Here is a 12395-nt window from a genome sequence, read left to right on the forward strand (position 1 = left end):
GGTGGTGCGCTGGGCGTGGTGGCGCGGCGGGCGTCAGATCGGCTCGGGCTTCAGGAGCGCAGGGCGACGAAGACGCCGAGCAGCACGAGCGTCATCGCGGCGATGGCGAAGAGCAGGTAGAGCCCGCGCCCCGAGTCCTCGGCGATCGCGCCGGCCGTGGGCTCGGCGGGCAGGTCGTGCACGACGGCGGCCAGGTCGTCGAGCGTGCGGGCGCTGTGCGCGGCGCGGGCGCGCTCGGCGAACTCGTCCAGGGTGAGCCGGCCGGCGCCGGCGTGCCGCTCGAGCGCGGCCACCGTCCGCTGCCGGTCGTCGTCGGAAGCCCGGATCTCCACGGCCGCACTCTACCGCCGTCGCGCAGCCTTGCCCCACGCCCGAACGGAGGGAGTGTGGGCGGCCGGGCCGGAGCCGAGGGCGCCGCGGAGTGGGGGCGTGAGTGCGCGCCGCCCGCGAAGGGCCGCGCCCCGGAGGAGGCGCCCTTTGCGCGCCGCCCGCGAAGGGCCGCGCCCCGGAGGAGGCGCTTTTTGCGCGCCGCACGCGAAAAGGGCGCGCCCCGGAGGACGCGCCCTTTCTGGTGGTGCTTGCCTGGTGGTGCTTGCGGGTCAGAAGCCCGGGCCGTGCTGGTGGCCGTGGCCGCCGTGGCTGTGGCCGTGGCCGCCCGCGGCGGCGGGCTCCGGCTCGGCCGGCTTGTCGACCACGAGGCTCTCGGTGGTCAGCAGCAGGCCGGCGATCGACACGGCGTTGGAGACCGCGTTGCGGGTCACCTTCACCGGGTCGAGGATGCCGGCCGCGGACAGGTCGACGTACTCGTCGGTGGCCGCGTTGAGGCCGTGGCCCCAGCCGAGCTCGTTGACCTTGCCCACCACGACGTAGCCGTCGTGGCCGGCGTTCTGCGCGATCCAGCGCAGCGGCTCCACCAGCGCCTTGCGGACGATCGAGACGCCGATCGCCTCCTCGCCGGTCAGGCCGAGGCCGCTGTCGAGCTCCTTCGCCACCTGGGCGAGGGCGGCGCCACCGCCGGGGACGGTGCCCTCCTCGACGGCCGCCTTCGTCGCCGCGATGGCGTCCTCGATGCGGTGCTTGCGCTCCTTCATCTCGACCTCGGTCGCGGCACCGACCTTGATGACCGCCACGCCGCCGGAGAGCTTCGCCAGCCGCTCCTGGAGCTTCTCGCGGTCCCAGTCGGAGTCGGACGCCTCGATCTCCTTGCGGATCTGGGCGACCCGGTCGGCGACCTCGGACGACTTGCCGCCACCGTCGACGATGGTGGTGTTCTCCTTGTCGACGACGATGCGCCGGGCGCTGCCCAGCGACTCGATGCCGACCTGGTCGAGCTTGTAGCCGAGCTCGGGGGCGATCAGCTCGCCGCCGGTCGCGATCGCGAGGTCCTGGAGGATCGCCTTGCGGCGGTCACCGAAGCCGGGAGCCTTCACCGCGGCGACCTTGATGGTCTTGCGGAGCGCGTTGACCACCAGGGTGGACAGCGCCTGGCCCTCGACGTCCTCCGCCACGATCAGCAGCGGCTTGCCGTTCTGGAGCACCTTCTCCAGCAGCGGGAGCAGCTCCTCGATGCTGGAGATCTTCTGGGTGGTGAGGAGGATGTACGCGTCCTCCAGCACCGCCTCCTGCGCCTCGGCGTCGGTCACGAAGTTCGGGGAGATGAAGCCCTTGTCGAACTGGAGACCCTCGGTGACCTCGAGCTCGGTCGCCATGGCCGAGCCCTCCTCGACGGTGATGACACCGTCGCGGCCGACCCGGTCCATCGCCTCGGCGATCAGCTCGCCGATGGTGGCGTCCTGAGCCGAGATGGTGGCCACGTTCGCGATCGCCTTGTGGTCGGCGACCTCGACGGCCTTGCCGAGCAGCGCCTCGGAGACGGTCTCGGCGGCCTTGTCCATGCCGCGCTTGAGCGCGATCGGGCTCGCGCCCGCGGTGACGTTGCGCAGACCCTCGCGCACCAGCGCCTGGGCGAGAACGGTCGCCGTCGTGGTCCCGTCGCCGGCGACGTCGTTGGTCTTGGTCGCCACCTCCTTGACCAGCTGAGCGCCGAGGTTCTGGTACGGGTCGGTGAGCTCGATCTCCTTGGCGATGGTGACGCCGTCGTTGGTGATCGTGGGCGCGCCGAACTTCTTGTCCAGGACGACGTTGCGGCCGCGCGGGCCGAGGGTGACCTTGACGGTGTCGGCCAGCGCGTTGACGCCGTGCTCGAGCAGGTGGCGCGCGTCGTCCGAGAAGCTGAGAATCTTCGCCATAGTTATGGTCCCTTCACGCGCCACCGCCCTGACCCGACGCGTGTCGGGCCAGGGCGGTAAGCACTGTCAGTAGGTCACTTCTCGATGACCGCGAGGACGTCGCGGGCGGAGAGCACCAGGTACTCCTCGCCGGCGTACTTGACCTCGGTGCCGCCGTACTTCGAGTAAAGGACCGTCTCGCCGACCTTGACGTCAACCGGGATGCGGTTGCCCTTGTCGTCGATCCGGCCGGGGCCCACAGCGAGGACGGTGCCCTCCTGCGGCTTCTCCTTGGCGGTGTCGGGGATCACGATGCCCGACGCCGTGGTCGTCTCAGCCTCGTTCGCCTGGACCACGATGCGGTCCTCGAGCGGCTTGATCGCAACCTTGGTCGCGGTAGTCACGGGCATACCCTCCTGGGTACAGGTTTCGCCGGTCAAGGTGATGGCCGGTCTGATGCCTCATGCCACCGGGCGGGGCCGTCGTCGCGGGTGCCGGTCCGCCTGGTGCCTCACCGCGCGCCCGGATGGTCGCACGGTTGGCACCCTCAGGATGAGAGTGCTAATCGGAGATTAGGCCGGAACTAGCACTCCGTCAACCAGAGTGCCAATGAAGTCGCGCGGGGGAGAATGCCTGCGTGACTGCGGAATCGACGGCCCTGCTGCGTACGCCCGAAGGGGTGACGGCGCTGGAAAGCGCGAGTGAGATCGCCGGGGGTGATCCGCTCGCCGCCGCCTCCGCCCTGCGTGCCCGCGGGGTGCCGCCGGAGCTCGCCGCGGCGGCGCTCACCCAGGTCGATCTGCGGCGCCGCGCGGTGGCCAAGTTCGGCGCGGACGCGGCATCGATGTTCTTCACCAGGGCCGGGCTCGAGCAGGCGACGCGAGCGGTCGTCGCCGGCCGCCGGGCGCGGCGCCTCGCGGCCGCGGGGGTCAGGACCCTGGCCGATCTGGGCTGCGGGCTGGGCTCCGACGCGCTGGCGGCGGCGAGGGAGGGCATCTCCGTGTACGCGGTGGACGCCGACCCGGAGACGGCGGCCGTCGCCGCCGCGAACGTGGCGGCGCTCGGGCTGGGCGATCTGGTCACGGTCGAGTGCGCGGACGCCACGTCGGTGGAGGTGGAGAGGTACGACGCGGTCTTCGCCGATCCGGCGCGCCGCAAGGCCGGCCGGGGGAGGGTGTTCGACCCGCGGTCCTATTCGCCGCCGTGGGACTTCATCGCGGCGCTGCCCGAACGCGTGCCGCGCACCGTGCTCAAGCTCGCGCCCGGCATCGACCACGATCTGCTGCCGCCGGGCGCCGAAGGCGAATGGGTCAGCGTGGACGGCGACCTTGTCGAGGCCGCCTTCTGGTGCGGCCCCCTGGCAGAGGTGCCCCGACGAGCGAGCCTTATCCAGGTAAGTCGTGAGAAATCGGTCAAGGGAGAACAGCTCACCGGCACGGGAGCCGCCAAAGCGCCCGTAGGCCCCACCGGTGCATTCCTGTACGACCCGGACCCCGCGGTCGTGCGCTCCCATCTGGTGGCGGAGCTCGCCGAGCTGATCGGTGGGCGGCTGGCCGACCCGGAGATCGCCTACCTGTACACCGACGTGGCGGTCGGCACGCCGTTCGCGCGGCGGCTCGAAGTGACCGATGTGCTGCCGTTCTCGCTCAAGCGCCTGCGCGCGCTGCTGCGCGAGCGCGGCGTCGGCCGGTTGGAGATCCGTAAGCGGGGATCCGCCCTCGAGCCCGAGCAGCTCCGCAAGGATCTTCGCCTCGGCGGCCCGAACGCCGCCTCCCTGGTGCTCACCCGCGTCAGCGGGGCGCCGACTGCCCTGCTGTGCAAGGCGATCTGACCCAACGGGCACGAAATGGGATGTGATCAAGCAGTCACGCAGGGAGATTCGTCACGGTAGTAGCGTTCCGGGCATGCCGAAGAAGGCCGCCGCCGGGACCCCGGCCACCGCGCTGCTCACCGCTCAGAAGGTCGAGCACACGCTGCATCCGTACGATGTCTCGCCGGATGCGCCCAACTACGGCGCGCTGGTCGCGCAGGCGCTCGGCGTCGAGCCGGAGCGGGTCTTCAAGACGCTGGTCGCCGACGTCGACGGGGCCCTGGTGGTGGGGGTCGTGCCGGTCACCGGCGACCTCGACCTCAAGGCGCTCGCCCAGGCCGCCGGCGGCAAGCGTGGCGCCCTCGCCGACCGGGCCGCCGCCGAGCGCAGCAGCGGCTATGTCCGCGGCGGCATCAGCCCGCTCGGCCAGCGCAAGAGGCTGCCCACCGTGGTGGACGACTCGGCGCTCGCCCTTGATCTGATGTTCATCTCGGCGGGCCGCCGCGGGCTCCAGGTGAGTCTCGCGCCCGGCGACCTCATTCGCCTCACGGCCGCAACAACCGCTCATATCAGGACATAAACCCCGCCACTCGCGGGCCGTTACGACAACGTTACGCGCCGGGTGGATCTTTCTCCCGAGAATGGTCCAGATCGGGCAGCGGAGTGACTTAGCGTCACGTCGTGAACGTCGTAAGCGATCATGGAATGTTCGGCCCGGCGCCCCCACCAGGGCCGAAGTCCCTGTATCACCGCCGTGTTGCCGGATTGTTATGCCGGGTTACGAGATCGGCTGGCATCACCGCTTGTGCTACCGGCCGCAACGGGAATACGTTGCCGGACACAACAAACTAGATCCTGATCACACGGCGTTCCGGGGAGCGACACTCCCGACAGCGCAGAACATCGAATCCGATCGAAGGCCCGGATTTACCCGAAAGGACACAAGGAATGCGTAAGGGACTGTTCGCCCTTGCTGCGGTTGGCCTGCTGGCCACCGGTAGCATCGCTGCCTGCGGCGACGACAGCGGCGACTCCGGCAGCAGCGGCGGCGACTCGAGCTCGGCCGGCAAGGTCGGCGTCATCCTGCCCGACACCAAGAGCTCGCAGCGGTGGGGCACCGACGACCCGAAGTTTCTGAAGGCGGCGTTCGAGGCGGCCGGCGTACAGGTCGACATCCAGAACGCGCAGGGTGACAAGACCGCGTTCCAGACCATCGCCGACGGCATGATCTCCAGCGGCGTCAAGGTTCTGATGATCGTCAACCTCGACTCCGGCACCGGTAAGGCCGTCCTCGAGAAGGCCAAGAAGGCCGGTATCGCGACGATCGACTACGACCGCCTCACGCTGAACGGCGGCGCGGACTACTACGTGTCGTTCGACAACGTGAAGGTCGGCGAGCTCCAGGGCCAGGGCCTGGTCGACTGCCTGACCGAGAAGAAGTACACCAAGCCGGTCGTCGCCGAGCTCAACGGCTCCCCGACCGACAACAACGCGACCCTGTTCGCCCAGGGCTACAACTCGGTCCTCGACCCGAAGTACGCCGACGGCACCTTCACCAAGGGCCCGAACCAGGACGTTCCGGACTGGGACAACGCGCAGGCCGGCACGATCTTCGAGCAGATGCTGACGTCGAACAAGAACATCAAGGGTGTTCTGGCGGCGAACGACGGCCTCGGTAACGCGGTCATCTCGGTGCTGAAGAAGAACAAGCTCAACGGCCAGGTGCCGGTCACCGGCCAGGACGCTACCGTTCAGGGTCTGCAGAACATTCTCGCCGGCGACCAGTGCATGACGGTCTACAAGGCGATCAAGAAGGAGGCGGACGCCGCCGCCGAGCTGGCGATCTCGCTCGCGAAGGGCCAGAAGCCGACCACGGCCACCGGCACCACCAAGGACCCCGAGTCCGGTGCCTCGGTTCCGTCGGTTCTCCTGACCCCGCAGTCCATCACCAAGGACAGCGTCAAGGACGTCATCGCGGACGGCTTCGTCACCAAGGACGCGGTCTGCACCGCCGACTTCGCGAAGGCCTGCACCGAAGCGGGCATCAGCTGACCCCAGCTTGATGTCGGGCTTGCCCCGAAATCCTGACGACGGCGCCGCTCGCTTCCGATAAAGGAAGCGGGCGGCGCCGGAGTCAGGTGCCCCCACCCTGCCGCCCCCGGCTTCCCCCGCCGGCGGGCGGCGAATCCGGTCACTCAGCGAAGGAGAAACACCGTGGCCGCGACACCCCTCTTGGAGCTCAGCGGGATCAACAAAGGCTTTGGTCCCGTTCAGGTCCTGCATGACGTCAACCTGAGCGTTTACCCCGGCGAGGTCACTGCCCTCGTCGGCGACAACGGCGCGGGCAAGTCCACGCTGGTGAAGTGCATCAGCGGTATCTACCAGATCGACTCCGGCACGGTTTCCTTCGAGGGCAACCAGGTCTCGATCCACGGCCCGAGCGACGCCTCGTCGCTGGGCATCGAGGTCGTCTACCAGGACCTCGCCCTCTGCGACAACCTGGACGTCGTCCAGAACATGTTCCTGGGCCGGGAGAAGAAGCGCGGCATCGTGCTCGACGAGCCGACCATGGAGCAGATGGCCGGCGACGCGCTCGCCAGTCTGTCGGTGCGCACCCTGAAGTCGCTGCGGCAGCTCGTCGCCAGCCTCTCCGGTGGGCAGCGGCAGACCGTGGCGATCGCCAAGGCCGTGCTCTGGAACTCCAAGATCGTGATCCTGGACGAGCCGACCGCCGCCCTCGGTGTCGCGCAGACCGCGCAGGTGCTCGAGCTCGTGCGCCGCCTCGCCGACCAGGGCCTCGGCGTCGTGCTGATCTCGCACAACATGAACGACGTGTTCGCGGTCTCCGACCGGATCGCCGCCCTCTACCTCGGCCGCATGGCCGCTCAGGTCAAGACCACCGACGTAACCCACTCCCAGGTCGTGGAGCTGATCACTGCCGGTCGCAGTGGCAACATCGGCCTCCCTCCCGAGAAGCCCTCCGACTTCAACGGTGACGTCGTCGACATCACGCCCGGAGGCGACAAGTGACCACCACAACGACCACCACGGCCGGCGGCGTCAAGGTCGTCAAGCCGACCGTCCAGAGCTACATCCGCGACTACTGGGGCCGGATCCGCGGCGGTGACCTCGGCACCCTGCCGGCCATCCTCGGCCTGGTCGTGCTGAGCCTCATCTTCGGCATCTCGACCGACACGTTCTTCAGCGGGCTCAACTTCGCCAACCTGTTCAACCAGAGCGCCCAGGTCGTCTTCATCGCCATGGGCCTGGTCTTCGTCCTGCTGCTGGGCGAGATCGACCTCTCCGCCGGTTTCGCCTCGGGCGTCTGCGGCGCGGTCGTCGCGATCCTGCTGACCAACCACGGCTGGGACTGGTACACGGCGATCCCGGCCGCGCTGATCACCGGCATCGTGATCGGCCTGGTGCTCGGCTTCCTGGTCGCGAAGATCGGCATCCCGTCGTTCGTCGTCACCCTGGCCGCGTTCCTCGGCTTCCAGGGCCTGCTGCTCGTCCTCCTCGGCGGCGGCACCAACATCTCGACGACGAACAACTTCTTCAACTCCCTCAACAACGACAACCTGTCCGTTGCGTGGAGCTGGATCCTCACCATCGTCGCGATCGTCGGCTTCGCCGGCGTGCAGCTGCTCAACGTGCGCAGCCGCGCCAAGCGGGGCCTGGTCACCGACCCCATCGGCATCGTCGCGATGCGCATCGGCGGCCTGGCCGCGCTGCTCATCATCGCCACCGCGATCCTGAGCCAGGAGCGCGCGATCAACCCGGCGATCAACTCGCTCAAGGGCGTGCCGATCGTCGTTCCGATCATGGGTATCTTCCTGGTGCTCTGGACGTTCGTCCTGGGCCGTACGGCCTACGGCCGCCACGTCTACGCGGTCGGTGGCAACACCGAGGCGGCCCGTCGCGCCGGCATCAAGGTCGACCGGATCCGCATCTCGGTCTTCGTGATCGGTTCGTTCATGGCGGCGATCGGCGGCATCATGGCCGTCAGCCGCGCCAGCTCGGTCGACCCGAACACCGGTGGCAGCAACATCCTGCTCTACTCGGTGGGCGCGGCCGTCATCGGCGGTACCAGCCTCTTCGGCGGTAAGGGCAAGGTCATCAACGCCGTCATCGGTGGCGCGGTGATCGCCGTGATCGACAACGGTATGGGCCTGCTCGGCTTCAGCTCCGGCACCAAGTACATCGTGACCGGTCTGATCCTGCTCGTCGCCGCCAGCGTCGACGCCCTCGCCCGGCGCAGAGCGGCCGCTACCGGCAACCGATGAGCCGGACCATCCTGGGTACGGGGACGGCGCGCTGATGCGGGCCGGCCCCAGCCAGGAGGAGGTGCGCCGGCACAACCTCGGGACCCTGCTGCGCTACGTGCACGTGCACGGCGCGACGTCCCGGGCGGAGCTCACGAGCTTGCTCGGCCTCAACCGCAGCACCATCGGGGCGCTGACCGCCGAGCTGACCACCGCCGGGTTGGTCAGCGAGGCGGCACCACGTGAGACCGGCCGGGCCGGACGACCGTCGCTGGTCGTCCGGCCCGAGTCGTCCAAGGTCTACGCGTACGCCCTGAGCATCGAGGTGGACCGGCTGCGCGCGGCCCGCGTGGGTCTCGGCGGCCGCATCCTCGACCGCCGCGAGACCGACCGTCCGCGCGGCATGCAGGCGCTCGACGCGGTCCAGCCGCTCGCGAGCTTCGTCCACGACATGCGCAAGGACGTGCCCGACGACGCCCGCTACGTGGGCACCGGGGTCGCGGTGGCCGGCATGGTGCGCCGCGCCGACGGCCTCGTGCGGCTGGCGCCCACGATCGGCTGGGTCGAGGAGCCGGTCGGCGAGGCGCTCGGCGCCGAGCTGGGCGACGCCGGCAAGCTCACCGTCGGCAACCACGCCGACGTCTCCGCCCTGGTCGAGCACAGCCGCGGCGCCGCCGTCGGCTGCGACAACGTCATCTACCTCTACGGCGACGTCGGTGTCGGCGCCGGCATCATCGCCGACGGGCGCCGGGTGGCCGGTCACGGCGGCTACGGCGGCGAGGTCGGCCACATGGTCGTCAACCCCTACGGCCGCGAGTGCAGCTGCGGCTCGCGCGGCTGCTGGGAGACCGAGATCGGCGAGTACGCGCTGCTCAAGCACGCCGGCCGGGGCGACCGCACCGGGCGCGAGGCGGTGCTCGGCGTGGTCGACGCGGCCATGCGCGGCGACAGCCAGGCCCAGTTCGCCGTCCGCCAGGTGGGCGACTGGATCGGCTTCGGCGTCGGCAACCTGGTCAACATCTTCAACCCCGAGGCGGTGATCTTCGGCGGCACGCTGCGCGACGTCTACCTCGTCGCCGCCGCGCAGATCCGCAGCCGTCTCACCTCGATCGCCCTGCCGGCCTGCCGCGAGCACATCCGCCTGCGCACGCCCGAGCTCGGCGACGACGCGGGCCTCATCGGCGCCGCGGAACTGGCCTTCGAGCACCTGCTCGAGGACCCGGTCGGTTAGACCTCATCCGGTACGGGCTCTCGCGCACCCGAGCGCAGGCGCGCGAACCCGCCGCGAGGGAGTCGCCGACGTCGTGGCCGGCGGCCGTTTCCCGGCCGCCGGCCGAGTCGGTGGGCGGGGTCAAATCGAAGATCAAAATCCTCTATGCTGCCCGCCATGCCCGCAGAGGTGCTGTTCGATCCGGCCGCCGCCTACCCCGAGACCGGAGTCGTGCGGGCGGCCATGGCCGCCCGCGACTGGGGCAGGGTCCGCGCCACCGTCGACGGCCTGCCCGCCGCCGGCCGGACCATGATGCTGCGCATCGCCGGCGAGGTGGGCAACACCGAGGACATGCTGCGCTACCTCGTCGGCAACGACCCCTCGGACAGCACGGCCGCCGCGACGCTCGCCTGGCGCTACATCGACGCCGGCTGGAAGATCCGCACCGGCGCGCAGGCGCAGGACGTCAGCCCGGAGCAGTTCGCCGCCTTCCACGACTGGCTCCGGCGCGCCGAGGCGATCCTCATCGACGCCGTCGCGCGCACCCCCGGCGACCCGGCACTGTGGACGGCCCGGCTGACCTCGGCGCGCGGGCTCGAGGTGGGCCAGGCCGAGACCCGGCGCCGGTACGACAAGCTCGTCGCCCTCGAACCGCACCACCTGCCCGCGCAGAGCCAGTTCCTGCAGACCCTCTGCCCGAAGTGGAGCGGCAGCTGGGCGGAGCTGCACCCGTGGGCGCGCGGGGCGGCGCTGGCCGCGCCCGAGGGCGCGGTGCAGGGCGTCCTGGTCGCCGACGCGCACATCGAGCACTGGAGCACGCTGCCCGCCGGCGACGACGACCGCTACCTGCGCAGCGAGCCCGTCCGCGCCGAGCTCTACGAGGCCGCCAACCGCAGCGTGCTGCATCCGGACTTCGGCCGCGACCACGGCTGGGTGCACGCGGCCAGCAGCTTCGCCCTGGTCTTCAGCCTGCTCGGGGACCGGCGCGCGGCCGCCACGGCGTTCCGCGTCCTCGGTGACCTCGCCGACGAATACCCCTGGTACTACCTGCCCGGAGACACCGCGAGCCAGGTACGGACGCGCCGGGCAGAGGCGCTGGGAAGGAGCGCCCGATGATCGAGCAGCGTGACGTCGACGGCGTGCCCGCCCTGCTCGCGCCGGCCACCGGCCCGGCGCACGCGGGCCTGGCGTTCCGGGTCGGCTTCGCCGACGAGCCGCTGCACCGGCGCGGCATCACCCACCTGGTCGAACACCTCGCCCTGCACTCGACCGGCGTCGCCGACTACCACTACAACGGCGCCACCGGCGTCGAGTACACGTTCTTCCACATGCAGGGCTCGGAGGACGATCTCGCCGCCTTCCTCACCGGGGTGTGCGCGTCCCTGCGCGACCTGCCCATGCAGCGTCTCGCCGTCGAGAAGGACCTGCTCCAGGCCGAGGCGAACGGGCGCAACCAGGGCGCTGCCGACAACATGTCGCTGTGGCGGCACGGCGCCCGCGACTACGGGATGCCCAGCTATCCCGAGTGGGGCCTGCCCGCGATCACCGAGGACGACCTGCGCGCCTGGGTGGCCCGCTACTTCACCAGGGAGAACGCGGTGCTGTGGCTGGCCGGCGAGGGCGTGCCGGCCGGCCTGCGGCTCGACCTGCCGAGCGGCAGCAGGCAGCCGGCGCCGGTGCCGTCCTCGGCGTTGCCGGTCACCCCCGCGTACTTCCCGGCGAACTCCACGATCCTGGTCTGGGACGCCGAGGTGCCGCGGGCCGCGCGCTCGTCGGTCTTCGCCGGCGTGCTCGAGCGGGCGATGCGGCGCGAGCTGCGCCAGGAGGCCGGGCTCTCCTACACCGCCCAGGCCAACTACGAGCCGCTCGGCGCCGACCGGGCCCTGGTCACGGCGGTCGCCGACTCGCTGCCGGACAAGCAGGGCGCGGTCCTCGGCGGCTTCGTCGACGTGCTCGCCGCGCTGCGCGCCGGCCGGGTCGACGAGACCGACGTGACGGCGGTGGTCAAACAGCGCGCCGAGGCCCTGCACCACGCCGAGGAGCAGGGCGCCCGCCTCCCCGGCCAGGCGCTCAACCTGCTCGCCGGCCGCCCGGTGCAGAGCGCCGCCGAGGCGATCGAGGAGATGCGCGCGGTGGGCGCCGCGGAGGTGGCCGAGGTGGCGGCCGCCGCGAGCGCGACCGGCCTGCTCATGGCCCCGCGCACGCGAGCGTCCTGGGCCGGCTTCACGGCCGCGCCGAGTTGCTCCGAGGACGTCGTGCAGGGCACCTCGTACGCCTCGCTCGAAGGCCCCGGCGACACCCTGATCATCGGACCCGAGGGCGTGAGCATCGTCCGCGAGAACGAGCCCGCGACCGTGCGCTTCGGCGCCTGCGCGATCGTCCGTGCGTGGCCCGACGGCGCCCGCTACTTCATCGGCCACGACGGCATCGTGGTCGCGATCGAGCCGACCCTGTGGGCCGGCGTGCCCGCCGCGCTGCCCTGGCTCGACTCGCACATCCCCGCCGCGATCCGCGTCGACCAGCCGCCCCGCGACCCCGCGCAGATCCCCCAGCCGGAGATCCCGGCGTGGCCGTCCCGCAAGCAGCCGCAGGCCCCGCTGACGCCCCAGTCGCGCGCGCTGAGCATCGTCGGCGCGGTGGCCCTGCTGCTGGTGACGCTCTTCTTCGCCGGTGTCGCGCTGCTGGCCGCCGTCCTCATCGCCGACCATCCGTCGGTGCTCGTCGGCTACGTCCTGATCATCGGCTTCAGCCTGGCCATGGCCGCCGCGTCCGGCTTCGGCGTCCACCGCCTGCTCAGCCGCCTCTACCGCCGCTGACCCCCGCCCGCCGGCCTCCCCGCCCGCCGGCCTCCCCGCCCGCCGGCCTCCCCGCCCGCCGGCCTCCCC

General features: G+C 71.0%; 11 protein-coding genes. 8 read left to right on the plus strand and 3 right to left on the minus strand.

The window, feature by feature from the left end:
• Positions 1–50: 50 nt before the first annotated feature.
• The 3 genes from Ade02nite_RS13600 to groES form a co-directional block, all read right to left on the minus strand.
• Positions 51–332, minus strand: coding sequence for a DUF1707 SHOCT-like domain-containing protein (locus Ade02nite_RS13600; protein WP_203761971.1), 282 nt, complete (start codon positions 330–332; stop codon positions 51–53).
• A gap of 267 nt (positions 333–599) precedes the next feature.
• A complete protein-coding gene (groL, locus tag Ade02nite_RS13605) occupies positions 600–2249 on the minus strand; it encodes a chaperonin GroEL (protein ID WP_203761972.1) in 1650 nt (549 codons plus the stop codon).
• A gap of 74 nt (positions 2250–2323) precedes the next feature.
• On the minus strand, positions 2324–2632 hold the full coding sequence (groES, locus tag Ade02nite_RS13610) for a co-chaperone GroES (protein WP_015619077.1): 309 nt from the start codon (positions 2630–2632) through the stop codon (positions 2324–2326).
• Between the two features lie 233 nt (positions 2633–2865).
• Here groES and Ade02nite_RS13615 point away from each other — a divergent pair, with 233 nt between their 5' ends.
• The 8 genes from Ade02nite_RS13615 (at position 2866) to Ade02nite_RS13650 (ending at position 12326) form a co-directional block, all read left to right on the plus strand.
• A complete protein-coding gene (locus Ade02nite_RS13615; RefSeq protein WP_239168732.1) occupies positions 2866–4059 on the plus strand; it encodes a class I SAM-dependent methyltransferase in 1194 nt (397 codons plus the stop codon).
• A 73-nt stretch (positions 4060–4132) separates the two neighbouring features.
• A complete protein-coding gene (ybaK, locus tag Ade02nite_RS13620; RefSeq protein ID WP_203761973.1) occupies positions 4133–4618 on the plus strand; it encodes a Cys-tRNA(Pro) deacylase in 486 nt (161 codons plus the stop codon).
• 368 nt (positions 4619–4986) lie between these two features.
• Positions 4987–6090, plus strand: coding sequence for a sugar ABC transporter substrate-binding protein (locus tag Ade02nite_RS13625; protein WP_203761974.1), 1104 nt, complete (start codon positions 4987–4989; stop codon positions 6088–6090).
• 162 nt (positions 6091–6252) lie between these two features.
• On the plus strand, positions 6253–7068 hold the full coding sequence (locus Ade02nite_RS13630) for an ATP-binding cassette domain-containing protein (RefSeq protein WP_203761975.1): 816 nt from the start codon (positions 6253–6255) through the stop codon (positions 7066–7068).
• Positions 7065–8321 (plus strand): sugar ABC transporter permease, encoded by a 1257-nt coding sequence (locus Ade02nite_RS13635; RefSeq protein ID WP_203761976.1) that lies wholly within the window; start codon positions 7065–7067, stop codon positions 8319–8321. The genes Ade02nite_RS13630 and Ade02nite_RS13635 overlap by 4 nt, the downstream gene beginning before the upstream one ends.
• A 34-nt stretch (positions 8322–8355) precedes the next feature.
• Positions 8356–9531 (plus strand): ROK family transcriptional regulator, encoded by a 1176-nt coding sequence (locus tag Ade02nite_RS13640; protein WP_203761977.1) that lies wholly within the window; start codon positions 8356–8358, stop codon positions 9529–9531.
• A 156-nt stretch (positions 9532–9687) separates the two neighbouring features.
• The gene (locus Ade02nite_RS13645) at positions 9688–10626 is read left to right on the plus strand and encodes a hypothetical protein (protein ID WP_239168733.1); all 939 of its coding nucleotides are present in this window, start codon (positions 9688–9690) and stop codon (positions 10624–10626) included.
• Entirely contained in the window at positions 10623–12326 is a 1704-nt protein-coding gene (locus Ade02nite_RS13650; RefSeq protein ID WP_203761979.1) for a peptidase M16 family protein, read from the plus strand. The genes Ade02nite_RS13645 and Ade02nite_RS13650 overlap by 4 nt, the downstream gene beginning before the upstream one ends.
• Positions 12327–12395 lie beyond the last annotated feature (69 nt).

Origin of the sequence: Paractinoplanes deccanensis, assembly GCF_016862115.1 — a bacterium.
Lineage (GTDB): Bacteria > Actinomycetota > Actinomycetes > Mycobacteriales > Micromonosporaceae > Actinoplanes > Actinoplanes deccanensis.

Excerpts from the sequence above, each read along its gene's own strand:
- Ade02nite_RS13640 (WP_203761977.1), top strand. The coding sequence starts at position 8,356 with ATGCGGGCCGGCCCCAGCCAGGAGGAGGTGCGCCGGCACAACCTCGGG.
- Ade02nite_RS13625 (WP_203761974.1), top strand. The coding sequence starts at position 4,987 with ATGCGTAAGGGACTGTTCGCCCTTGCTGCGGTTGGCCTGCTGGCCACC.
- Ade02nite_RS13645 (WP_239168733.1), top strand. The coding sequence starts at position 9,688 with ATGCCCGCAGAGGTGCTGTTCGATCCGGCCGCCGCCTACCCCGAGACC.
- ybaK (WP_203761973.1), top strand. The coding sequence starts at position 4,133 with ATGCCGAAGAAGGCCGCCGCCGGGACCCCGGCCACCGCGCTGCTCACC.
- Ade02nite_RS13650 (WP_203761979.1), top strand. The coding sequence starts at position 10,623 with ATGATCGAGCAGCGTGACGTCGACGGCGTGCCCGCCCTGCTCGCGCCG.
- groL (WP_203761972.1), bottom strand. The coding sequence starts at position 2,249 with ATGGCGAAGATTCTCAGCTTCTCGGACGACGCGCGCCACCTGCTCGAG.